The following is a 21,365-nucleotide window of genomic DNA, read 5'->3' as shown; positions in this document are numbered from 1 at the left end:
CGTACACGGCCGGTGCCGCAGGGCAAGCGGTACTCGGTGGAGTTCAAGCGTGATGCCGTCGCGCTGGCCCGGTCCTCCAGCAAAACGGTCACCGAGGTGGCCCGAGACCTGGGAGTGAGCCCCGAGGGGCTGCGGAGCTGGGTCAAGCAGGACCGACCATCACCGCGCCGACTTGGTCGTCGACGCCCTGCACATGGCTCACGGACGCGGTCGCCTGGAACCGGACTGCATCGCGCACAGCGACCGCGGAAGCGAATACACCTCGGCTCAATTCCGCAGCGAGGTAACCAGGTTGGGCATGAGGGCAAGCACCGGACGCACCGGCTCGTGTTACGACAACGCCGCAGCCGAGAGCTTCTGGGCGGTTCTCAAAGCCGAGATCGGCAGCCGGACCTGGCCCGACCGGGCAACCGCCCGCACCGAGGTCTTCTCCTTCATCGAGACCTTCTACAACCGGCGCCGACTACGCAAACACCCCACCTGGGGCTACCTGACCCCGCACGAGACCCGACAGCGGCACACCATCGCCGCATAAGAACGAGTGTCCGAGATCATGGGGAAACTTCAAAGACTCCTACCAGTCTCAACCCCCGAAAACGTCGCGTCCGCCCAGTTAGATGTTCCTTCCGCGTATTCGGTCATGATCCGACTCCGTCCTCATCGAGCTGTGTCCTGCGATTCCCTGCGCTCCCGCGAACCCCTCCCGTTCCCTCGCTTTCTCCCGATTCCTACCATTTACCTGGTTCTCCCTCTTTTTCCCCATTTCCCACGCTGGCCAGTAGGTCCGACACTCGCGCGCGGGAGCCCGGCCCGGGGCCCGGGAAGCGGTCCGGGCGGCCGTCGGCGTACGGCCGGCACACGGCGCCGGACCGCCCGGCGGGAGGGTGGAAAAGCGGGCGGGGCGACAACGATTGGATGGGCGGAAATGTGGTCATAACCATGGACGGGGGGGTACGTCATGGAGGAATCCGCGTTTCGCCGCGCCTGCCGCGAGGCCATGGAGGAGACCGCGGCCCGCACGGAGGCGCTCAGGTCGCGGCTGCGGCTGGCGATCTCGGCGACGGAGGTGTTCGCGGCGGCCGAGGGGGAGGCGTTCGCGCCTTTGGCCGCCGAGGTCCGCGGTGAGCTGGAGAAGGTCGAGCAGGAGCAGTTCGCCGGGCTCGACACTTTCAACGTCGTGCTGTTCGGCCGGACCGGCGCCGGCAAGAGCAGCCTGATCGAGGCGATCACCAGGGGAACCGGGCGGCTGGCCTCGCCCGACGGCAGGCCCGACCACACCCGCAAGATCTGCGGCCGGGTGTGGGGGCCGCTGAAGGTCTACGACTCACCGGGCTTCGCCGGGATGGAACAGGCCGCCATGCACGCGGAGTTGGAGAAGGCCCGCCGGGCGGCCGCCGCCGCTGACGTGGTGGTGCTGTGCTTCGACGACTCCGGCCAGCGGTTCGAGGAGTTCGCGACGGTCGCCCGCTGGATCGGCGACCACGGCAAGGTCGCCGTCGCGGTCCTCAACGTCAAGAACCCGCGCTGGCGTTGGGACGGGTTCGGCGGGCTCGACGCCGCTGTGGCCGGCCACGCCCGGCGGGTGCGCGAGGCGCTGGCGGGGGTCGGCCTGAGCCGTACGCCCGTGGTCGCGGTGCACGCGCAGAACGCCATGTTCGCCCGCACGGGACCCGTCTACAAGGGGCCGGCGCCGGCGGCCAGGGAGGTGTTGCTGAAGAAGTTCGGCGCACCCGGCCTGGAGGAGCTGTCGAACCTGCCCGCGCTGGAGGACCTGCTCACCGAACTGGTCCGGGCGGGCGGCGCCGAGCTCCGGCTCGGATCGGTGACCCGCTTCGCCGAAGCGGCGCTCGACCGGGCCAGGGACCGGTTCCGCACCGCCGCGCAAGAGGCGGCCGACGCTGCCGAGCCGGCCGAACGGACCGTCGCCGAGGTGCTGAAGGTGCTCGGCCTGCCGCCGCCGACCCCTCCCGGCCCCGCCGCCGACCCCACGACCGGCTCCGACGCCGGGCCGACCGCCGGTCCCGGATACGGCACCTTCAGGGCCGACCTGCGCCGGCTGGAGGCCGTGCGCGGCGCCGCCTTCGCCGTGCCCGCCGTCCCGCGCGCCGCCGCCTACGGGCGGGACCTGGCCGTCAGCAGGTTCAGCCCCCTCGAACGTGACACCCTCGCCTGGGCCAGGGAGTACATCGACGAGCGGATCGCGGAGCGCAAGCAGGCCCCCGCGGAGGCGTTCGAGGAGGCGGTCTACGCCCATGACCTGATGGAGGACGCCGCCCGCCGCGTGTTCGAGGACTACGCGCGGTTCCTGCGGCGCAGCCACGAAGTGGTCGTGCACCGGCTCTACGAGGAGTTCCGCGCGGTGCAGGCGGACCCGGTGGCAGTCGCGGGCGGCCGCGGCAAATGGCTGCAGCGCACCTCGGTGGGCGGTTCGGTGGCTGGCATCGCCGGCAGCGGCGCGTTCTTCGTGCTGGCCGGACCGGTCGGCTGGGGCGTCGCCGGCGCGGTCGCGCTGGGCGGCACCGTGCTGGAGGTCGCCGGCGCCCAGGGCCGTAAACGGGCCGCCGCCGCCCGGGAGCAGGGGCGGACCGAGTCGCTGGCCGAGGCCGAGTCGGCGATCTCCGCGCTCTTCGCCCGGCTCGCCCGGCTGGTGGAGCAGGAGCTGGCCGGCATGAGGCGCGCCGCCGTCGCCCAGGACGCGACCGACGGCGTCAGGACGGCGCTGCACCACCGTGGAATGCGGTCGTCCTGCCTGGGGGTACTGGCGGTGCTGCCCGCCCCGGAACCGGACGGCGCCGGCGCGTACGCCCGGCCGCAGCAGCTGGTCGACCGGGCCCTGGACGCCTGCGAGCGGCGGCAGGGGGTCGGGGCCAGCGCGGAGCGGGACGCGCTGTGGCTCGGCGCCGGGGCCAGGCCACAGCGCGGCCTGACCGCCCGCCTGCGGCGGCAGGGCCGGCCGGACCGGGCCGATGTGCGCTTGGCGATACGGGAGTTCGCGGCGGACCTGCCCGAGCCGCTCCCCAAAGGCACCGCCCGGGCCTGGATCAAGGAGGTCGACGCGGCCCTGGGCGAGGTCAGCACGCTGCGCCAACTGCGCGCGCTGGCCGCCCGGCCGGGCCCGGCCGTGGTGTTCTGCGGCGACTACGACAGCGGCAAGTCGTCCCTGGTCCGGCGGCTGCTCGGCGGCTCGGCGGACATCGCGACGGGCCCGGAGCCCGAGACGGACCGGGTCGGCCGGCACCCCCACCACAGCGGGCTGACCCTGGTGGACACCCCCGGATTCCAGGCCACCGCGGCCCGCGCGGACGACACCACCATGCGGGAGATCGTCACGGCGGCGCTGGTGGTGATGGTCTTCACCCCGGGGCTCGCCACCTGCGACCCGACCGACCTGCGCCGGGTCCTGTACGGCGACCCGGCAGCGCACCTGCCCGGCCGGCTGGACCGGTGCCTGTTCGTCGTCAACCGGGCCGACGGCTTCGGCACCGACCCCGAGTTGGACCCCGAGGGCTTCGCGACGCTACGGGAGCGGAAACTCGCGCAGGTGCGCAAGGCCGTTCCGGGGCTGCGGCACGGAGTGGCCCTGGCCGCCGCCCCGTTCGGCACCGAGCAGGCCAGGCCCTGGGACGGCGTGCGGGAGTTCGCCGCCGAACTGACCGCCCTCAGACGGCGGCTGGCCCGCGACGCCGCCGATATCGCGGTGCTGAGCGGCGGTCGCATTTTGCTCGGCGAGCGGCTGGCGGAACTGGTCCGCGAGCGGGACCACGCACATCACCAGGCCCTGATGGCCCGTTCGGCGCACGAGGAGGACCAGCGGCTGCGGGCCGAGGCCGAAGTGCTGTACGGGGAACGCCGGGAGGACCTGCGCCACCGGGTGGGCCGGCTGATCGACGAGGCCGTCTCCCAGACGCTGACCACCGCGTCGAAGGACCGCCGCGACAGCCTGGCGCGGCGGCTGGAACGGCTTGGCGAGGACCCGCAGTTCCGCCGGATCACCGCGGAGTGGGGCCGCCTGACGGACGAGCGGACCGCCGAGTTTGAGGCGGTGTGCGCCCACCGTACGGACCTGGCTGCCGGGCAGCCGGGCGGCCGGGCGGACTTCCCCACGCTCGGCCCGCTCTCCGACGCCCGCACGCTCGGCGCGGAGGACGCCTCGGTGGCCGGGCAAGCGGTCGGCTGGGCGGGCAAGGCGGGGGCGGTCGCCTCGAAGGTGGAACGGTTCGTCAGCGGCGGCGGCAAAGGCGCGAAACTGCTGAAGAACGCGGCGCCCACGCTCTCCGTCCTCGGCGGCGTGCTGTCGAGCTATCTCCTGGTCACAGAGCTGATGGATGCGTCCCAGGACGAGGAGGCCCGCCAAAAGGCGGTGCGCCGCCTGCACGCTCTGGGCGACGCCTGGGCCACCGCCGCCCTGGACCAGGACCCGGCGCTGCGGCGGCTGCACGCGCTGTACAAGACACTGGCGGCACAGGAGGGCGCTGGGGAGACAGAGGCGCACGCGCGGGAGACGGAGGAGCGGACGCTCGCCGCGCGGGCCGTGGCGTGCGGCGCCCTCATCGACCGGGCCACCGCGCTGCTCGGCGCCCCCGCAGGGCCGGACTCCCCCGCGGACCCGGCACCGGGCGGCCCGCCACAAGGCACCGCGTACGGCGCAGCATATGACACACCGGACGGCCCACCGGACAGCCCATCAGGCGGCACATCAGGCGGCACGAATTCGCGGGAGACGACATGAACGAGCAGGACGAGGCCGTCACGACCATCCTCGGCGAGGACGCGGCCGCGCCCGAGCCGTCCGCCGGGCCCCGGCCCCGGGTCGTGTTCTTCGGCTCCTATGACAGCGGCAAGAGTTCCGCGATCCGTCGGCTGCTGACCGAGGACGGCACCAAGGTGCCGTCCTGGCTCACGGTGGGGGCGCAGCCCGAGACCTTCGAGGAGAACGCGGTCGTCTCGGACGGCCTGATCCTGGTGGACACCCCCGGCACGGCCGCCGGTTCGGCCTGGCACGACGAGACCGCCCGGGCCGCGCTGGCCGCGGCCGACATGGTGCTGCTCTTCCTGGGCCCGCAGCGCACCGCCGAGGACCGCACCCAGCTGAGCACCCTGGTGGACCTGGGCTTCACCTCCCGCACGGTGCTCGTGGTGATGGCGCGGTGCGACAGCGTCGGCGACCCGGAGCTGGCCCCCGCGGAATTCCGCGCGGCCCTCGCCGACCGCACGGCCGTCCTGCGCGGCCTGCTGCCCGGGCCGCTGGCCGAGGCTGGCATCCTCCCGGTCGCCGCGGACCCGTTCGGCGTCACGGCCGACTCCGGCGTACCCGGCCCGGCCGCCTACGACCCCTACCGGTCCTGGGACGGCGTGGCGGAGCTGCGCCGGCGGCTGAATGCGCTGCCCGGTCGGCTCGCGGAGCTGCGCAAGGAGGCCGCCGGCCGGGCCCGGCTGGCGCTGCTGGAGCGGGCCCGGGTCCACGCGGCCGACGAGATCGCCACGGCCGAGAAGATCATCTCCGAGGCCGAACTGCGCAAGAAGCAGGCGGCGCTGGTCCGCCCACGCCTCGACAAACTGGACGCGGCGGCCGCGCAGGCGCTGCACACCGCCATCGGCCGTGAACTGGACGCCGTGGTGGGCCTGGCCTCCGGCATGGACGCCGGCGAGGTACGGAGCACCGCGGAGACCCGGCTCAAGGCCGCGCTCACCGCCTGGGACGGCACGTGGAACGGGCGGCTGTCGGAACTGGCCGGGGAGGTCGCGGAGGATCTGGTGGCCGAGAGCGTCCGGCCGTCCTCGGTCGCCTTCGACGCGTGGGCCGACGGGCTGCTCGCCGACGCCGGCGGCTCCGGCGACGCAGCGCAGTCCGCCGGGCGGTTCGCACCGCCGTCGGCCGAGAAGCTCAGCGGGGTGGCCGGCGGCCTGAAGTCGGCGGTGCGCGGCGGCGTGAAGCTGTGGCTTTCGCCGGACGCCGACATGGAGACCACGCTCGCCGCGGCGAAGTCGGCGGCGAGCGCGCGCGAGAACGTCAAGGAGAGCTTCCGGCAGGGCTGGGAACGGCTGCGCGGGCAGACCCCGTTCGCCGGCCTCGACGCATCCGACGACGACTTCGTCCGGTACGTCCACAAGGGCGCGGTGGACCTGCTGGAGAGCGAACGGGAGGAGGGGCTCGCCAAGGCCCTCGCCGACGCCGGGTACTTCAAGACCTTCAAGGACGTCGACCGGGCCAAGCGCTGGCTCGGCAACCTGGACGTCGTCGCCGAGTTCGTCCCCGTCGCGCTCTCGCTGGGCGGATTCCTCGGCGGGCTGCTGGCGGAGAAGCGGGCCGCGACCGCCGACCGGGAGCGGCGGGCCCGGGACAAGGCGAAGGTCACCGCCCTGACCGCCGAGTACACCGACTCCGTCCTCGGCGATCCGCACGCCCCCGCCGAGGGCACCTGGCGGTACGCCGTCGCCCGGCTGCGCGGCCTGCTGACCGAGGACCCGCTGCTCGACCCGGCGGTGGCCGCGGCGCGGGCGCGGGCCGAGGAACTGCAGGAGGCCGTCAGGCTGCTTCAGGTGTGAGCCGGCGGGCCATCGTCCGCCGCGAGGAAGCCCTCCATCATCGCGACGAACCGCGGGGTGTCGGCGTACGAGGTCACCGTGTTCACCAGGGCCCAGCCCTGCCGGAAGGCCGGGCGGCTCATCGCCGCCCGGATCCCGGACTCCCACATCCGCCACACCGCGGGGCTGATCAACTGCTGGCTGTGCAGGTGGTATTCCTCCAGGCACAGGTCGAAGTAGCTCCAGAACGTCCGGCCCAGCACGAGCACTTCTTGCGCCGGCAGCGCCGCGAGGTCGAAGTCCTCGTCCAGCACCTCCGGTGGGAAGGCGGCGACCACCTGCTGGTAACGCTGGTTGTACTGCGAGAAGTTCTGCACGGTCAACTGGGCCCGCAGCGAGCTGAACTGGAACCACAGGCCGGCGACCGCCACCATCAGCGCCAGGACCGCGACCGTGCTCTCCACGCTCACCGGCCGAGCACCTGCGTCTCGGTGAGCGGGTGGGGAACCTCCCGCTGGGGCACCGGACTCCAGGAGGCACCGCCGTCCGTGGAGCGGGACCACACCGGCGGGATCTGTCCGGGCGCCGCGTACCGCTCCTGGTAGCGGACGCCGCCGTGGGTGTAGACGCTGCCCAGGTAACCGCCCGGCGTATCACGCGGGTTGGCGCCGCGCAGCAGCTCCCACACCAGCCCGGTGACGAACTCCACCAGCGGCTGGTAGGCGCGCTCCTCGACCTCGTAGCTGAAGGAGGCGCCGGTCTTCATCAAGCTCGCCCAGTGCTCGCAGTTGCGGCCGGCCGCGTTGTACCCGGCCATGTCCAGGCCGAAGAGCGCCCGTTCCACGACCTCCGAGGCGGGCAGCGCACGGATCTCGGGGTCGCCGCGCCGGCGTTTGCGGCCGGCCACGAAATGCGGCGGATTGCGGGTGACCCAGTCATAGTCGACGGCCTGCGGCCGCCCGCTCTGCGCGAACACCCGCAGGTTCGTCCGCATCGCGAAGGCGCTCCGGCTGGTGAAGCCGGTCAGGTGGGCGACGGTGCCGTCGCCCAGATCGATTCCGTGGTGCCGCCGCCCCGCGGCGATCCACCCGTCGGGTCTGGTCACCACCAGATGGTCCCCGGCCGCCATGGCAGCCCCCCTCCCCCGGTCCCTCTCCCCCTTGGCACGCTACCGCGCGCCCGCGCCCGCCAAACCCGGATCAGGGCCGGTCTGGGCGGCCGGGTCCGGGGCCGCGTGACCACCTCGCCCAGGGGCCAACCGACAATGGCCTGGTGGGGAATTCCTACCTCCCTCCGGTCTCCGCGCGAGCAGAGGTGAACCGATGTACCGGGAGACGGCGCTGAAGCTGGCCGACCGGTGTCCGCGCGAGCGGAGGTGAACCGGATTCGGTGGCGATGCTGCACCGCGTCGTCACCCGGTCTCCGCGCGAGAGGAGGTAAACCGCCACTGCTTTGACTTCTCTGCCCTCGCACACCCCGACACGCCGCCGCGACGCAGCCCTGGCTGGCATGGACCGCATTCGAATCAATTACTGAGCATGCGCTGCCTTCGGTGGCCGGGGCGGACCACTCGAAGGCGGCCCGGGCAGCCTAGAACCGGACGCTCGACCGCTCACTCCGATCCTGGATGGGCCGTCGTTGCCCTGTCTCCTACCGTCCTCGGTCCGACTCAGACTGCGTGTCGCAGGCGGATAGGAGGTGTTCGATGCGCTGGTTGCTGATGGATTGGGGGTCGTAGAGGCATTTGGCGTAGCGGGTGAGGAGGACTTCGACGCTGTTGCCGGCGCGTTGGGCGACTTCGGCGGGGGCGGCGCCGGCTGCGAGCCAGGTGGACAGGGCGGAGTGGCGCAGGTCGTAGGGGCGTTTGCCGAGCGGGGTGGCGGCGAGTTCGGGAGGCAGGGCGAGGGCGCGGGCTTCGTTCCAGGCGCGGTGGACGATGGTGTAGCCGACGATGTTGCCGTGTTCGGTGAAGAACAGTCGCCCGTCCTGTGCGGTCCCGTGGGTTTGGACGCTGTCGCGCCAGATCGCGACCAGGGATGGTGGGAGGGCACGATGCGGACCTCGCCGGGCGGCCGGTTCTTCAGCCCGCGTTCGTCGTGGACCTCGCCGCTGTCGGTCCATTTCTTGCCTGCCTGGGGGCGGGTGCGGTGCAGGACCAGCCGGCCCCACCCGGTTTCTGGCAGGGTGCAGTCCGGCAGGGTCACCGCGACGGCCTCCTCGGGACGGAGACCGGCATAGTACATGCCCGCGAACAAGCCCACGAGCCTGCGCTCTTTGGCCAGTCTGTAACTGCCGACGTAGGAGCGGGCGGCCAGGAGGTCGCGGGCCTGGTGGGAGTTGATCACCGACCGCGGGTCGACCGACCTGGCCTGCTTCGGAACCCGCCAGCGGATCCGGTTCAGCGGATGACTGCCCAACTCTCCTTGCTCCATCGCGTAGTACAGGGCGTTCACCAGGACTTTGCGCTTGCGCCGCACCGTCTCCAGCGCCGCCGCGCTCCCGTCGCGCCTGAGGCGCAGCGCCTCCAGAACACTGCGGGCCACGACCGGGTCGTGCAGGTCGACCAGCGGCCTGGACGCCTTCGCCACCCACGCCAGGACCAGCCGGTCCCGAGCGGGGATGTCGTGCTCGCTCGCGCCCGGCCCCAGGAACGCCCACGAGCGCAGCGCCCGGTGCAGCACATCCTCACCAGGCCGGCCCGGCACGTCCCACAGCAACGCCCTCGTGACCAGAGCCAGAGCCTCACTCGTCTCGTTGCGCGTCGTCGCCGCCCGCCCCACCCAATGATCCCGCGCATAGACGACAGCGAACGCGTACCAGGTCAGCTCCGACGGACCCCGAGACCCGTAAGGCGCGGACCGGACTGAGCCAGCCCCACCCGGAGCGCCCGCGCCAGCTCCGCACCCAACTCCCCCGCCACCGCGGCCAGACCCCGGGCGCGCTCCGCCGGGGCATCGTGCCGGAACTCCCGCCCTCGCTGGCAGCCGATCACCAACCCGCCACCCGCCCCGGCCAACCCGCCCTGCACCAACTGCTGCACCATGCCCACTCCCCTCACGTCGAGGAGGCAGAACTGCCCACCACTCCCAACCGCCATCCGCACCACCCCCCGAACGGCCCAGCCTCGATCCGAGGATGACCGCGTTCTGCCAGCGAAACCAAGGTCACCCAGCGCAACCGGAAAGCATGTGTGCCCGATCGCACTCCTTCACGCCCCCCAACGCTGGTCTCGGCCAGGGATGCCAGCGCACCGGGAAGGGTACGAATACCGGGTGACCGATCGACACGGGGACACCTGACGGTGTCTCAGATTTCAGCTCGGAGCGAGTGGCGTATTTGTGACGCAGAGCGCATGACAAGAAGTCAGATAACGCTCTGACCTGCGGAAATTACGGAAAGAGCTCCGGCCTCCGGAGCCGTTGCTCTTTTTTGCCCCGCCGAGCTTCCTCGGCGTGCGGGCCTTCGCTCTCGACTGAGGTGGCTTGTCACTCTCTCCTCGACGCCGCGCCCACTCATCGCACCGAGGCACCAACTGCCCCTTCTTGGCGTCACGTGCGCGCTTACCAGTTCCGTCCGCTACGTGCCCCGCTGGTGCCACGCTGGGAGTGCCCGGCCGACTGGCAACAGCCTTCCGACGGGCTGATAACACGGAAAATGCCGTCAGGCAAAACGCATTTCCTGATGAAGATGGAAACGAGACCCCGGTTCAGCTGGTGGCTGTTCTCCTGTGGACAACAGCCACCGCCTGGCTGGACTTGGAAGGGCTTCCGCCCATCGTTGGGTCTTGTTCCTGAAGCCGACATCAAGGAAGTGCATTGCCGCAGGACTCCGCCATACCAACAACTGACACGGGCGCGCCCCCGCACCCCGTCGAAGTCGCCCCGGCAAGGCTGCGGGCGTCACCGCTGCTGACCACCGAGGAGGTGGCCCGCCTGCTGCGGGTCGATCCGTCCTCGGTGCGACGGTGGCGGGCCGAACAGCCGCCGCAGGGACCTCCGTTCATCCGCCTGTCCGACCGGGTCGTCCTCTACGACACCGGCGACCTTCACACCTGGCTGGCCGACCGGCGCACCATACCCGTCACCCGGCGAAGGGCGGCCTGATTGCCCTACCGCCACCAACTCCCCACCGCCGTCCCGCTGTCGCACGACATCGAGCACCGCCCCGGCCGCAAGCTCCCCTACAAGGCACGCGTTCGCTGGACCGACCCCTCCACCAAACAGCGCCGCTCCGTCGCCCAGATGCACGCCACCGACGATGACGCGCAGGAGTGGATCGACGCCCTCCTGGCCTCGGCAGGCCGCGGGATCGACCCGTCGGCCGCCACCCAGACCCTGGCCGAATACGGCAACGCCCACATGCAACTCGCGCTGCGCGGACTGGAACCCAAGACCACCGACCCCTACCTGGCAGGGTGGCGGCTGCGGGTCGTGCCCGCGCTCGGGCACCTGCCCATCACCATGATCGCCAACGGTGACGTCGACCGCACCGTCTACGCCTGGATCGCCGACGGAGAGGGCCGCTCCACGGTCAAGAACACTCTCGCCGTCCTCGTGCGGGTCATGGAACAGGCCGTCCGCGACGGCCTCATCACCGCCAACCCCGCCCGGATCAAGGGCTGGCAGCGCCAGTACCAGCTGGCCGAGGACGAACTCGATAACCCCCGCTCCCTCGCCCTGCCCAATTGGAACGCCCTGCAGGACCTCGCCGACGCCCTGGTCGCCCGCTCCCACGACCGGTACCCCGGCTGGGGCGATGTGGTGACCTTCGCCGCCTGCACCGCCGCCCGCATCGGCGAGGTCTCCGGCGTGCGGGTCAAGGACATCGACACCACCAACTGGATCTGGACCCTGCGACGCCAGACCACCCCCTCCCCCGGCGGCCTCGCCGACAAGAACACCAAAGGCAAAACCGCCCGCCGTGTCCCCCTCATCGACGAGGTGCGCCCCATGGTCGCCCAGCGCGTGCTCGCCCTCGGCAACAGACCTGACGCACGCCTGTTCACCGGACCACGCGGCGGCCGCATCACCACCGCCGTCCTGCGCGACGCAACCCACTGGGACGACGCCGTCCAGTCCCTCGGCTACGAACACCTGCGCCGCCACGACCTGCGCCACACCGGCCTCACATGGCTGGCGGATGCCGGAGTACCCCTGCACGTCCTGCGCCTCATCGCCGGCCACGGTTCCCTGCACACCACCCAGCGCTACCTCCACCCCGACCTGCAGTCCGTGGTCCACGCAGGCCGCACCCTCAGCAACCACCTGACCACTACCCCCGGCCTCCCGCCGCCCGCCCCCGGCATGTCCGCGACCCTCCGGAGGTTGTAGGAACCGGACAACCCTGCTCACAGTGGAGACGGTCCCGGCTCCTGACGAAACTGCCCTGACCTGCGGGTTTTCCGCGACCGTGGTCCCCAGGTGGTCCCCAGAAACCTGACGCCCCGTCACATGAAAACCGCTGCCGACAAGCCGAAGGGCCCGCTGACCTGGCAAGATGCCAGTCCAACGGGCCCTTCGTGCACCGTCGGGACGACAGGATTTGAACCTGCGACCCCTTGACCCCCAGTCAAGTGCGCTACCAAGCTGCGCCACGTCCCGGTGCTTGGTCGGCCCGGGGTGGTGGGTCCGGGTGACCGTGCATGAGAAGAATAGCGCACCTCGAGGGGTGGTTGCTCGCGGCGGCGCGGGTGGGGGTGAGGGGCCGGGTGGGCGCGGGCACGAGGGCGGGGGCTCCAGCAGCCGGGGCTCGGGCGGTGAAGGTGGGGGCGGCGGGGGCGGCGGCCGGGGCGGGATGAGTACGGGTACTCATGTGGGGTGGGTCACGGTGGGGGATCGTGGGGGGATGGCGAAGGTGATGACTCAGCAGACGACGGCGGCCTATGCCGCGCAGGCGGCGATTTCGTTCGCCCTGGCGCTAGGGGCGATGGTGGTGGGGGTGGCCTACCTGCCGGTGGGGGGATGGGAGCGGGCGTTCCTGGGGGTGGGGCTGCTGTATGTGGTGACGGCGGCGTTCACGCTGGCGAAGGTGGTGCGGGACCGGCAGGAGGTCGGGCAGATGGTGAGCCGGGTGGATCAGGCTCGGCTGGACAAGCTGCTCACGGAGCATGATCCGTTCAAGGTGGACGGGATATAGCCGGGGCGGGGGCCGGTGGGAAGCGGGCGTCCGTCGCCGGGAGGCGAGGGGCGCCCGCTTCGCGCGACCTGTCCAGTGACCGTTCCCACCGAGATGCCGGCCCGTCCACGCGCGCGCCCCGGGAGAGGCCGTCTCGCCCGACGCCGCGCTCCGGGAGACCAAGGCGCGGCAAGCCTCCCCCGCGCCCTTCCAGCGGCTCCACCGCCGCCGTCCCTCTAACAGTCGGTGACGCCCCCCTTGCCGCGGGTCGCCCGACTCTCTGCGGCCGCTCGGCCTCCGGGCCGGGGGAGGAGGCGGGGCGCGGGCGGCTTTCCGGGGGCCTCGGGGGCGACGGGGGCCTGGGATCTGATGGAGCCGTCTGGTGCGCGCGGTCCGGCCCGCGGCGTCTCGGTGGTCCTCATCCTGGCCACGGTCGGCTTCGCGCCCGCCGTCGCGCTGCTCCGCCGGACGGCTGTACGCCGCGGATCAGCCGTGCCACCGCGACGGCGGCCACCGCCGCCACCGCCCCCCGCCACGACCACGATCAGAGCGAGAGGCCGGAAATCGGCCCGCCGGAGCGTGCCCCGGGGGGCGGTCAGGACGAGGGTTTGCGCCATTTCTGGGTTCCGCCGGGAATTCCGGGGCGGGCATGGTCCCAGCGGTCGGGCGGTGGGTCAAGTGCGCTGCAGGGCAGGCCCCTTGGTTTTTCCGGGCGCCGCGCGGCCGCGCGAGCACCGCGGGATGCACGGAAGGGTGTACGTAAAACCAGCCGGAATCCGTGATCCACGCCCTAGCGTGACGCCTACCTCCTCAGCAGAATCGGATCATCGAAACCGGCCGGGAACCGCCGAGAGACCCGGACCGTCACAGCCGCACCCCCAGGCACGCTCCGGCCCATCCGATCGCTGTCGCCCCACCGTACCCGCCCACCCGAGGAGCAGCCCCATGCACCACCCGCCCCCGTCCGGGACCCTCCCGTACTACGAGGACGTCTCGCCGAGCACGGGAGCGCTTCCGCCGCGGGCCTGGTGGGCGGTGTCCGACGCGCGGCGGGTGAATCTGGGCGGGGCCTGGCGGTTCCGGCTGTCGGGGAGCGCGGCGGCCGAGGACGACGCGTTCGCCCGGCCCGGGTACGACGCGTCAGGCTGGGATGTACTGCCGGTGCCGTCGCACTGGCCGCTGCACGGGCACGGGAGTCCGGCGTACACCAATGTGCGCTATCCCTTCCCGGTCGATCCGCCGCGCGTGCCGACGGAGAATCCGACCGGCGACCACCTGCGGATGTTCGACCTGCCGGACGACTGGCCGGGCGGGGCGGCGCTGCTGCGCTTCGACGGGGTGGACTCCTGCGCCCGGGTCTGGCTGAACGGCGCGGAGCTGGGGACCTTCAAGGGCAGCCGGCTGCCGGTGGAGTTCGAGGTCGGGGAGCTGCTCAGCCCGCGCGGCAACGTACTGGCGGTGCGGGTGCACCAGTGGTCGTCGGGCAGCTATCTGGAGGACCAGGACATGTGGTGGCTGCCCGGCATCTTCCGGGACGTCACGCTGATCGAGCGGCCCGAGGGCGCGGTGACGGACTTCTTCGTGCACTGCGGCTACGACCACACCACCGGGACCGGCACGCTGCGGGTGGACTGCGAGCCCCAGGGCACCGTGACCGTACCGGAGTTGGGGCTGGACATCCCGACCGGCGAGCCGGTGATCGTGCCGGTGGAGCCGTGGTCGGCCGAGCTGCCGCGGCTGTACGACGCGGAGTTGGCCACCGAGGGCGAGCGGATTCCGCTGCGGATCGGATTCCGTACCGTCGCCGTCGAGGACGGGGTGCTGAAGGTCAACGGCCGGCGGATCCTGTTCCGCGGGGTGAACCGGCACGAGTTCGACCCCGACCACGGCCGGGTGGCGGACATGGAGACGATGCGGCGCGATCTGCTGCTGATGAAGCGGCACAACATCAACGCGGTCCGCACCAGCCACTATCCGCCGCATCCCGCTTTCCTGGAGCTGTGCGACGAGATCGGGCTGTGGGTGGTCGACGAGTGCGATCTGGAGACGCACGGCTTCGAAGTGGTGGGCTGGCGCGGCAATCCGGTGGACGACGAGCGGTGGACGCCGGCGCTGCTGGACCGGGCGGCGCGGATGGTGGAGCGCGACAAGAACCATCCCTCGGTGGTGATGTGGTCGCTGGGCAACGAATGCGGCACCGGGCGCGGGCTGTCCGCGATGGCGGCGTGGATACGGCGGCGGGACGCGGCCCGGCCGATCCACTACGAGGGGGATCGCTCGTGCGCCGATGTCGACGTCTACTCGCGGATGTACGCCGACCACGCCGAGACCGAGTTGATCGGCCGTCGGAGCGAACCGCCGCTGGCGGACGCGGAGTCGGACCGGCGGCGGCGCGACATGCCGTTCGTGCTGTGCGAGTACGCGCACGCCATGGGCAACGGGCCGGGCGGCCTGTCGGAGTACCAGCGGATCTTCGAGACCTACGAGCGCTGCCAGGGCGGCTTCGTCTGGGAGTGGATCGACCACGGACTGCGGCGAACCGCCGAGGACGGGACGCCCTACTACGCCTACGGCGGCGACTTCGGTGAGGAGTTGCACGACGGGAACTTCGTCTGCGACGGCCTGGTCTTCCCCGACCGGACCGCTTCGCCCGGCCTGGTCGAGTACAAGAAGGTGATCGAGCCGGTGCGCTTGGTGGGCGACAGCGGGCGCGGCATCGTGACCGTCACCAACTGCTTCGACTTCGCCGACCTTTCGGGACTCACCTTCCGCTGGTCGTACGAGGAGGGGGGTACGGCCGGCGACGGCGGGCAGTTGGTGGTGCCGCCGCTCGGGCCGGGCGAGAGCGCCGAGGTGGAGCTGCCCCGGTTGCCGCGCACCACGACCGCCGTGGAGGCGTGGTGGACGGTGCGGGCGGTGCTCGCCGAGGACACCGCGTGGGCGCCGGCCGGGCACGAGGTGGCCTGGACCCAGTTCGCGTCGGTGCTGGAGTGGGGCGGACGGGCGGTGGCGCACCGGGGCAGGCGACACGCGCCGCGGCTCGCCGAGGGCGGCCTGATCGTGCTCGGGCCCGGCACCTTCGACGCGGCCACCGGTGTGCTGAGGTATCTGGACGGCAGCCCGGTGCAGGGCCCCGAGTTGGACGTGTGGCGGGCGCCGGTCGACAACGACCGGGGGACCCCGCGCCATCCGGACGGCCAGCTGGAGCGTTTGTGGCGCGAGTCGGGACTGCACCGGATGCGGCACCGCGCGGAGCGGGTCTCGCTCGGCGACGAGACCCTCACCGTCGTGACCAGGGTGGCGCCGGCCGCTTCCGACATCGCGCTGCGTGCCGTCTACTCGTGGGCGGCCACCGGCGGCCGGCTGCGGCTGGACGTGCTGGTGGCGCCGGAGGGCGACTGGCCGCTGCCGCTGCCCCGGCTCGGGGTGCGCCTGGGGCTGTGCCCGACGCTGGACACGGCCACCTGGTACGGCGGCGGGCCCGGTGAGGCGTATCCCGACACGCGGGCGGCCTCCAGGATCGGCCGCTACACCTCCGGCGTGGACGCGTTGCAGACGCCGTACGTGCGCCCGCAGGAGAACGGCGCGCGGGCCGATGTGCGCTGGGCGGAGCTGCGCCGGGCGGACGGCTCGGGCGTACGGGTGGAGGGCGCGCCCGCCTTCTGGCTGACGGTACGGCCGTGGAGCACGCGGGCGCTGGACGCGGCCCGGCACACCCATGAACTGCGGCGGGAGGACACGCTGTGGGTGCACCTGGACCACGCCCTGCACGGCGTGGGCAGCCACGCCTGCGGGCCCGAGGTGCTGCCCGCCTTCCGGCTGAGGGCGGCGCCGGCCTCCTTCTCCTTCACTTTCAGCACACTGGGGGCCGCGGACGGCCAGGCCGATCCGGCGGAAGTGGCCGAACCGCTGCCCGCGCCCGAACCGACCACCGCACACGGCGGGTCGGACGATCAGAACGCTTCGGACCGGGAGATCTCATGAATGCCGTGATACGCCCCTACCGCCCCGCGGACCTGCCCGCGCTCTACGACATCTGTGTGGGGACCGGTGACGCGGGTGAGGACGCCAGTGGCGCCTACCCGGATCGGGACCGGGACTTGCTCGGGGCGATCTTCGCCGCGCCGTACGCGGTGCTGGAGCCGGAGTCGACCTTCGTGCTCGACGACGGGCACGGTCGGACCGTGGGTTATGTCCTCGGGACGGCCGACACCGAGGAGTTCGTACGGCGGTTCCGGAAGGAGTGGCTGCCGACGGTGGAGAAGCGCTGGCCCGCGCCGGACCGTGAACCGGTCACGCCGAGCGAGATGATGGCCTGGCTGCTGCACACCCCGGAGCGGCTGGTGCGGCCCGAACTGGCCGATTACCCGGCCCACTTGCACATCGATGTGCTGCCCGGCTTCCAGCGGAGCGGGTACGGGCGGGCGTTGATGAAGAGCTTCCTCGACGCACTGGCCGAACGAGGGGTGCCGGCTGTGCACTTGGGGATGCTCACCATCAACACCCGTGCCCGCGCCTTCTACGACCGGCTCGGCTTCCACGAGATCGAGCTGCCGGACGCGGGAGCGCTGACCTACTTGGGGCGGGCCACCTCGTAACCGTCCTCGCGCTCGCCTTCGCCGCCGCTGCCTTCCTCCACCGCGCCGGCCGCGCCGCCGCCGGCTTCACCGCTGCCCGTGGCGCGGCCGGCTTCGCCGATGTCCCCTCCCCCGGCGATCGTCGCGGTCGGCTGGGCCGGCCAGCCGCCCGCCGGCCGGACCGCGACCTCGCGCCACCACCAGTCGTCCGGCTGCGGGTCGGCGGGCTCGAAGGGCGCGCCGACCCGGGGGGTGGCGATCTTCGCGCCGGCCTCGCGGGCGGCGGCCACCGTGCCCTCCCCCGGTTCGGCCCACGGGTGCTGGGCGAGGTTGAAGGTGGCCCAGTGGATGGGCATCATCACCCCGGCGGGCGCGCCGCCGGACAGATCGGCATGGGCCCTGATGCCCTCGGCCGGGGTCATGTGGATGTCCGGCCAGAATTCGCTGTACGCGCCGATCTGGATCATCGTGGCGTCGAACGGGCCGTGCTGGGCGCCGATGTCGGCGAAGCCCGGGAAATAGCCGGTGTCGCCGCTGTGGTAGATGCGGTGGGTGCCGTCGGTGACCGCCCAGGAGGCCCACAGGGTCTGCTGGCGGCCCCGCAGCCCGCGGCCGCAGAAGTGCCGGGCCGGGGTGGCGGTCAGGGTGAGGCCCGCGACCTCGGTGGACTCGTTCCAGTCCAGTTCGCGCAGGCGCTCCGGCGGTACGCCCCAGTGCTCCAGGTGGGAGCCGACGCCCAGCGGCACCGCGAACACCACGTCGCTCCGGACCAGCGCGGTGATCGTGGGCATGTCGAGGTGGTCGTAGTGGTCGTGCGAGATCACCACGACGTCCAGGCCGGTCAGCGAGGCCAGCGGGACCGGGGTGGGGTGGATGCGCCGGGGGCCGACGAAGGAGAAGGGGGAACAGCGCTCGCCCCACACCGGGTCGAAGAGCACCCGCCGGCCGCCGATCTCGGCGAGCACGGTGGAGTGGCCCATCCAGGTCAGCCGCAGCCCGGAGGCGGGCGGTACGGCGAGGTCGGTGAGGGTGGTGGGGTGGATCGGGATCGGGCGGGCCGGTTTGCGCGGCAGCCGGGCCTCCTTGCGGAGGTTGGCCGGCAGCGACTTGATCAGGCCGCCGCTGGGGACGCTGCGGGCTCCGACCGGGTTCACAAAGGCGCCGTTCGCCCAGTTCGGCGAGCGGAGGATGCGCTCCAGCCGGGCGCCGGCGGGGTCCGCGCCGAAGGGTGCGGGGCGCAGCCTCACGAGGCGGGAGGGCGGTCGGCCGGTTCCGGTCACGGGACCTCCAGGCGGGATCGTTGGTCGGCGGGTTTTCGCCGGTCCCATTATGCGACGGACGGGGCCTCGGTGGCGGGCCCGGGCGTCGCTCAGCGTCAGGTGTCCCGCAGCGCTTCTCGGCCCGGGCCGGGACCGGCCGCCGTAAGAGCGCAGGTGGAGGCACCGACGGCGGTACGGGTGGAGCGGTAGGAGCCCCTTCCGGCGACGGCCGGGGACCCCGCGTCGCCGCCGCCCCCGCCGGAGGGACACGGGGTGGCGGACCCCCTGCCGCTCGCCGTATCCCGCCAACCCTGCTTGCCCGGCCAACCCTGCCTGCCCCGCCGGCCCCGCTTGGCCCGACAGCCCCACTCGCAGTGCCGGCCCCGCTTACCCCGCCAGCCCCCGCCGCTCCAGCAGCGGCTCCACCCTCGGCGCGCGGCCCCGCAGCGCGGCGAACGCCGTCATCGGGTCCACGCTCCCGCCCCGGGAGAGGAGTTCGCGGCGGAAGGTGTCCCCGTTGGCGCGGCGCAGGCCGCCATGGGCGCGGAACCAGTCGACCGTGTCGGCGTCCAGCACCTCGCTCCAGATGTAGGAGTAATAGCCCGCGCTGTACTGGCTGTTGAAGATGTGGGTGAAGTAGGCGGTGCGGTAGCGCGGCGGGATCGCCGGGAGGGCCAGGCCGGCGTCCTGGAGGGCCTTGGCCTCGAAGCCGGCCGGATCGCCGGGGTCGGCGCCGGCCGGCAGCGTGTGCCAGGCCCAGTCGAGAAGGGTGGCGGCGAGGTACTCGACGGTGGCGAAGCCCTGGCCGAAGCGGGCCGCCTCCCGCATCCGGGCCACCGTGCGCTCCGGCATCGGCTCACCGGTCTCGTGGTGGGTGGCGTAGTGGGCGAAGATCTCGGGCCACAGCCCCCACATCTCATTGACCTGGGACGGGTACTCGACGAAGTCGCTGGGCACGCCGGTGCCGGCGAAGTACGGGTAGCGCACGGCCGAGAAGAGCCCGTGCAGGGCGTGTCCGAACTCGTGGAAGAGGATGATCACCTGGGTGAAGGTGAGCAGCGCGGGCTCGCCGGGCGCCGGTTTGGGGATGTTGTGGTTGTTGACGACGACCGGTCGCCTGCCCAGCAGGGTGGACTGGTTGACCAGGGCGTTCATCCAGGCGCCGCCGCGCTTGGACTCGCGGGCGAAGAAGTCGAAGAGGATGAGGCCCAGGCCGCTGCCGTCGGCTTCGAAGACCTCGAAGACCCGTACCTCGGGGTGGTAGCCGGGCAGGTCGGGCCGTTCGGTGAAGGTGAGGCCGTAGAGCTCGTGGGCGGCGTGCAGGACGCCGTCCCGCAGCACCTTGTCGAGGGCGAAGTACGGCCGCAGCTCGGCCTCGTCGATGTCGTAGCGCTGCTTGCGCAGCCGGCTGGACCAGTAGGCCCAGTCCCATGCCTCGACCGGTCCGCCGGCCAGCCGGGCCAGTGCCTCGGCCTCGCGTTCGGCGTTGGCGACGGCGGGCGGGACCAGCCGCGCCAGCAGGTCGGTGACGGCCTGGGTGCTGCCGGCCGTGCGGTCGGCCACCACATAGGCGGCGTGGCTGTCGTAGCCGAGCAGGGCGGCGCGTTCGGCGCGCAGGGTGGCCAGGGTGGCGGCGAGCGGGCCGTTGGTGTCCCGGGCGCGGTTCAGGGAGGCGTCGAGCAGCCGCCGGCGGACCTCGCGGTCGTCCAGCGCGGCCAGCTCGGACTGGTTGGAGAAGTTCTTCAGGCTGATCACCCAGCGGCCCTCGTGGCCCAGCTCGCGGCCGTTCTCGGCGGCGGCGGCGATCTCGGCGGGCGACAGGCCGGACAGCTGGGCGGGGTCGTCCAGGATCAGCGCGTCGGCGGTGTTGGCCGCCAGCACGTTCTGGCCGAAGGCGGTGGAGGCGGCGGCGATCTCGGCGTTGAGTTCCCGCAGCCGCCGCCGGCCCTCCTCGGACAGCTCGGCGCCAGCCCGGCGGAAACCGGTGTGGTAGCGCTCCAGCAGGCGCAGCGACTCCGGATCGAGGCCGAGGGTGTCGCGGGCCTCGTACAGGGCCGAGATGCGGGCGAAGAGCGCCGGGTCGAGGTGGACGGCGTCGGCGTGTTCGGCGAGCATCGCGCTGACCCGCGGCTCGATCGTACGGAGGGCGGGGGTGACATGCGACGACGCCTGGTTCTCGAAGACGGCGCGGACCCGGTCCAGGAGTTCACCCGAACGCTCAAGCGCCACCAGGGTGTTGTCGAAGGTGGCCGGCTCGGGGTCGGTGGCGATCGCCTCGACTTCCGCCAGGTGCTCGGCCAGCGCGCGGTCGAAGGCGGGCAGATAGTGCTCGTCCCGGATCTCGGCGAACGGCGGCAGCTCATAGGGCAGCTCGCTGCGGTGGAGGAGGGGATTCGTCGTCACCGTTCGACCCTACGCCGGGGGCGGCGCGGCACGCCGGGAAAGCGGCCCGCCCGGCGGGGTGCGCCGGGCGGGCGGGTTCCTCCGGGTGGGAGGGGGGAGGTGTCGGACGCGGCCCGCGGTGTCAGCCGCCGCTCTTGCGGCGGAACTCGCGGGGGCCGCCGGCACGGCCGTGGGCGCCGTGGACCTTGGACTGGTCGGGGCCCACGCCGCCGGTGCCGGCCTGGCGGGCGCCCTGCTTGCGGTTCAGCGCCTCGCGGAACTTCCGCTTCACCTCGTCCTCGTCCGGGTCCGGCGGCTGGGGCGCCGTCTCGGGGTCGTCGGCCGCGGCGGCGTCCTGGGGTTCTGCGTCAGCGGCCGGGGTGGCTTCGTGCTCTGGGTCGGTCATGACACCAGCGTCGCATGCCGGGAGCCGACCGCCCACCCGATATCGACTCGCGGGACCGCGCGTGTACGGTTCCGGTCACCACCTCCGAGGAGGAACAGACCC

The 21,365-nt window shown here is 72.5% G+C and carries 14 protein-coding genes, 1 tRNA gene and 1 pseudogene; 9 read left to right on the top strand and 7 right to left on the bottom strand.

Features of this window, described 5'->3' with window-relative positions; translation table 11 throughout:
• Positions 1–12: 12 nt before the first annotated feature.
• From ACFO3J_RS24865 to ACFO3J_RS24850, 4 genes and pseudogenes are all read left to right on the top strand, one after another.
• A pseudogene (locus ACFO3J_RS24865) lies at positions 13–144 on the top strand (transposase); the annotation flags it as partial.
• 154 nt (positions 145–298) lie between these two features.
• Entirely contained in the window at positions 299–535 is a 237-nt protein-coding gene (locus ACFO3J_RS24860) for an integrase core domain-containing protein (protein ID WP_386433307.1), read from the top strand.
• 423 nt (positions 536–958) lie between these two features.
• Positions 959–4,729, top strand: coding sequence for a GTPase (locus ACFO3J_RS24855; RefSeq protein WP_386433304.1), 3,771 nt, complete (start codon positions 959–961; stop codon positions 4,727–4,729).
• Positions 4,726–6,546: a GTPase domain-containing protein gene (locus tag ACFO3J_RS24850; protein ID WP_386433301.1), complete on the top strand. Its 1,821-nt coding sequence runs from the start codon at positions 4,726–4,728 to the stop codon at positions 6,544–6,546. Before ACFO3J_RS24855 ends, ACFO3J_RS24850 begins: the two co-directional genes overlap by 4 nt.
• Here the strand turns inward: ACFO3J_RS24850 and ACFO3J_RS24845 are convergent.
• From ACFO3J_RS24845 to ACFO3J_RS24835, 3 genes are all read right to left on the bottom strand, one after another.
• Positions 6,537–6,995: a hypothetical protein gene (locus tag ACFO3J_RS24845; protein ID WP_386433298.1), complete on the bottom strand. Its 459-nt coding sequence runs from the start codon at positions 6,993–6,995 to the stop codon at positions 6,537–6,539. The genes ACFO3J_RS24850 and ACFO3J_RS24845 overlap by 10 nt on opposite strands.
• On the bottom strand, positions 6,992–7,654 hold the full coding sequence (locus ACFO3J_RS24840; protein ID WP_386433295.1) for a lecithin retinol acyltransferase family protein: 663 nt from the start codon (positions 7,652–7,654) through the stop codon (positions 6,992–6,994). The genes ACFO3J_RS24845 and ACFO3J_RS24840 overlap by 4 nt, the downstream gene beginning before the upstream one ends.
• Positions 7,655–8,175: 521 nt before the next feature.
• Positions 8,176–8,646, bottom strand: coding sequence for a hypothetical protein (locus ACFO3J_RS24835; protein WP_386433292.1), 471 nt, complete (start codon positions 8,644–8,646; stop codon positions 8,176–8,178).
• A gap of 1,694 nt (positions 8,647–10,340) precedes the next feature.
• Here ACFO3J_RS24835 and ACFO3J_RS24830 point away from each other — a divergent pair.
• Positions 10,341–10,628 carry a helix-turn-helix transcriptional regulator gene (locus ACFO3J_RS24830; RefSeq protein ID WP_386433289.1) on the top strand — a complete coding sequence of 96 codons (288 nt, stop codon included), beginning with the start codon at positions 10,341–10,343 and terminating at the stop codon, positions 10,626–10,628.
• Positions 10,629–11,855 carry a site-specific integrase gene (locus ACFO3J_RS24825; protein ID WP_386433286.1) on the top strand — a complete coding sequence of 409 codons (1,227 nt, stop codon included), beginning with the start codon at positions 10,629–10,631 and terminating at the stop codon, positions 11,853–11,855. It abuts the gene before it with no gap.
• 196 nt (positions 11,856–12,051) lie between these two features.
• On the opposite strand, the gene ACFO3J_RS24820 is transcribed toward ACFO3J_RS24825, so the two are convergent.
• Positions 12,052–12,125 (bottom strand) — tRNA-Pro (locus ACFO3J_RS24820).
• A 244-nt stretch (positions 12,126–12,369) separates the two neighbouring features.
• Between ACFO3J_RS24820 and ACFO3J_RS24815 the strand changes: the two genes are divergently transcribed.
• From ACFO3J_RS24815 to ACFO3J_RS24805, 3 genes are all read left to right on the top strand, one after another.
• Positions 12,370–12,660, top strand: coding sequence for a YiaA/YiaB family inner membrane protein (locus tag ACFO3J_RS24815; RefSeq protein WP_386433283.1), 291 nt, complete (start codon positions 12,370–12,372; stop codon positions 12,658–12,660).
• Positions 12,661–13,584: 924 nt separating this feature from the next.
• The gene (locus ACFO3J_RS24810) at positions 13,585–16,623 is read left to right on the top strand and encodes a glycoside hydrolase family 2 TIM barrel-domain containing protein (protein ID WP_386433280.1); all 3,039 of its coding nucleotides are present in this window, start codon (positions 13,585–13,587) and stop codon (positions 16,621–16,623) included.
• The gene (locus tag ACFO3J_RS24805) at positions 16,620–17,237 is read left to right on the top strand and encodes a GNAT family N-acetyltransferase (RefSeq protein WP_386433277.1); all 618 of its coding nucleotides are present in this window, start codon (positions 16,620–16,622) and stop codon (positions 17,235–17,237) included. The genes ACFO3J_RS24810 and ACFO3J_RS24805 overlap by 4 nt, the downstream gene beginning before the upstream one ends.
• Here the strand turns inward: ACFO3J_RS24805 and ACFO3J_RS24800 are convergent.
• The 3 genes from ACFO3J_RS24800 to ACFO3J_RS24790 all read right to left on the bottom strand — a co-directional run bounded on the left by ACFO3J_RS24800 (position 17,213) and on the right by ACFO3J_RS24790 (position 21,263).
• Positions 17,213–18,496: an MBL fold metallo-hydrolase gene (locus ACFO3J_RS24800; RefSeq protein ID WP_386433274.1), complete on the bottom strand. Its 1,284-nt coding sequence runs from the start codon at positions 18,494–18,496 to the stop codon at positions 17,213–17,215. The two genes, ACFO3J_RS24805 and ACFO3J_RS24800, sit on opposite strands and share 25 nt — an antisense overlap.
• A gap of 366 nt (positions 18,497–18,862) precedes the next feature.
• Complete coding sequence (locus ACFO3J_RS24795) at positions 18,863–20,878, bottom strand: M3 family metallopeptidase (protein WP_386433272.1); 2,016 nt, start codon at positions 20,876–20,878, stop codon at positions 18,863–18,865.
• A 121-nt stretch (positions 20,879–20,999) separates the two neighbouring features.
• Complete coding sequence (locus tag ACFO3J_RS24790; RefSeq protein WP_386433270.1) at positions 21,000–21,263, bottom strand: DUF5302 domain-containing protein; 264 nt, start codon at positions 21,261–21,263, stop codon at positions 21,000–21,002.
• Positions 21,264–21,365: the final 102 nt, after the last annotated feature.

The organism is Streptomyces polygonati, assembly GCF_042650325.1.
GTDB classification, from domain to species: Bacteria; Actinomycetota; Actinomycetes; order Streptomycetales; family Streptomycetaceae; genus Actinacidiphila; species Actinacidiphila polygonati.
This window is presented reverse-complemented; position numbering and strand designations above follow the sequence as displayed.

Bases quoted from the DNA above. Each gene is read 5' to 3' on its own strand.
- ACFO3J_RS24860 (WP_386433307.1), top strand. From the start codon at position 299: ATGAGGGCAAGCACCGGACGCACCGGCTCGTGTTACGACAACGCCGCA.
- ACFO3J_RS24855 (WP_386433304.1), top strand. From the start codon at position 959: ATGGAGGAATCCGCGTTTCGCCGCGCCTGCCGCGAGGCCATGGAGGAG.
- ACFO3J_RS24850 (WP_386433301.1), top strand. From the start codon at position 4,726: ATGAACGAGCAGGACGAGGCCGTCACGACCATCCTCGGCGAGGACGCG.
- ACFO3J_RS24840 (WP_386433295.1), bottom strand. From the start codon at position 7,654: ATGGCGGCCGGGGACCATCTGGTGGTGACCAGACCCGACGGGTGGATC.
- ACFO3J_RS24835 (WP_386433292.1), bottom strand. From the start codon at position 8,646: ATGGACCGACAGCGGCGAGGTCCACGACGAACGCGGGCTGAAGAACCG.
- ACFO3J_RS24815 (WP_386433283.1), top strand. From the start codon at position 12,370: ATGGCGAAGGTGATGACTCAGCAGACGACGGCGGCCTATGCCGCGCAG.
- ACFO3J_RS24810 (WP_386433280.1), top strand. From the start codon at position 13,585: ATGCACCACCCGCCCCCGTCCGGGACCCTCCCGTACTACGAGGACGTC.
- ACFO3J_RS24805 (WP_386433277.1), top strand. From the start codon at position 16,620: ATGAATGCCGTGATACGCCCCTACCGCCCCGCGGACCTGCCCGCGCTC.
- ACFO3J_RS24790 (WP_386433270.1), bottom strand. From the start codon at position 21,263: ATGACCGACCCAGAGCACGAAGCCACCCCGGCCGCTGACGCAGAACCC.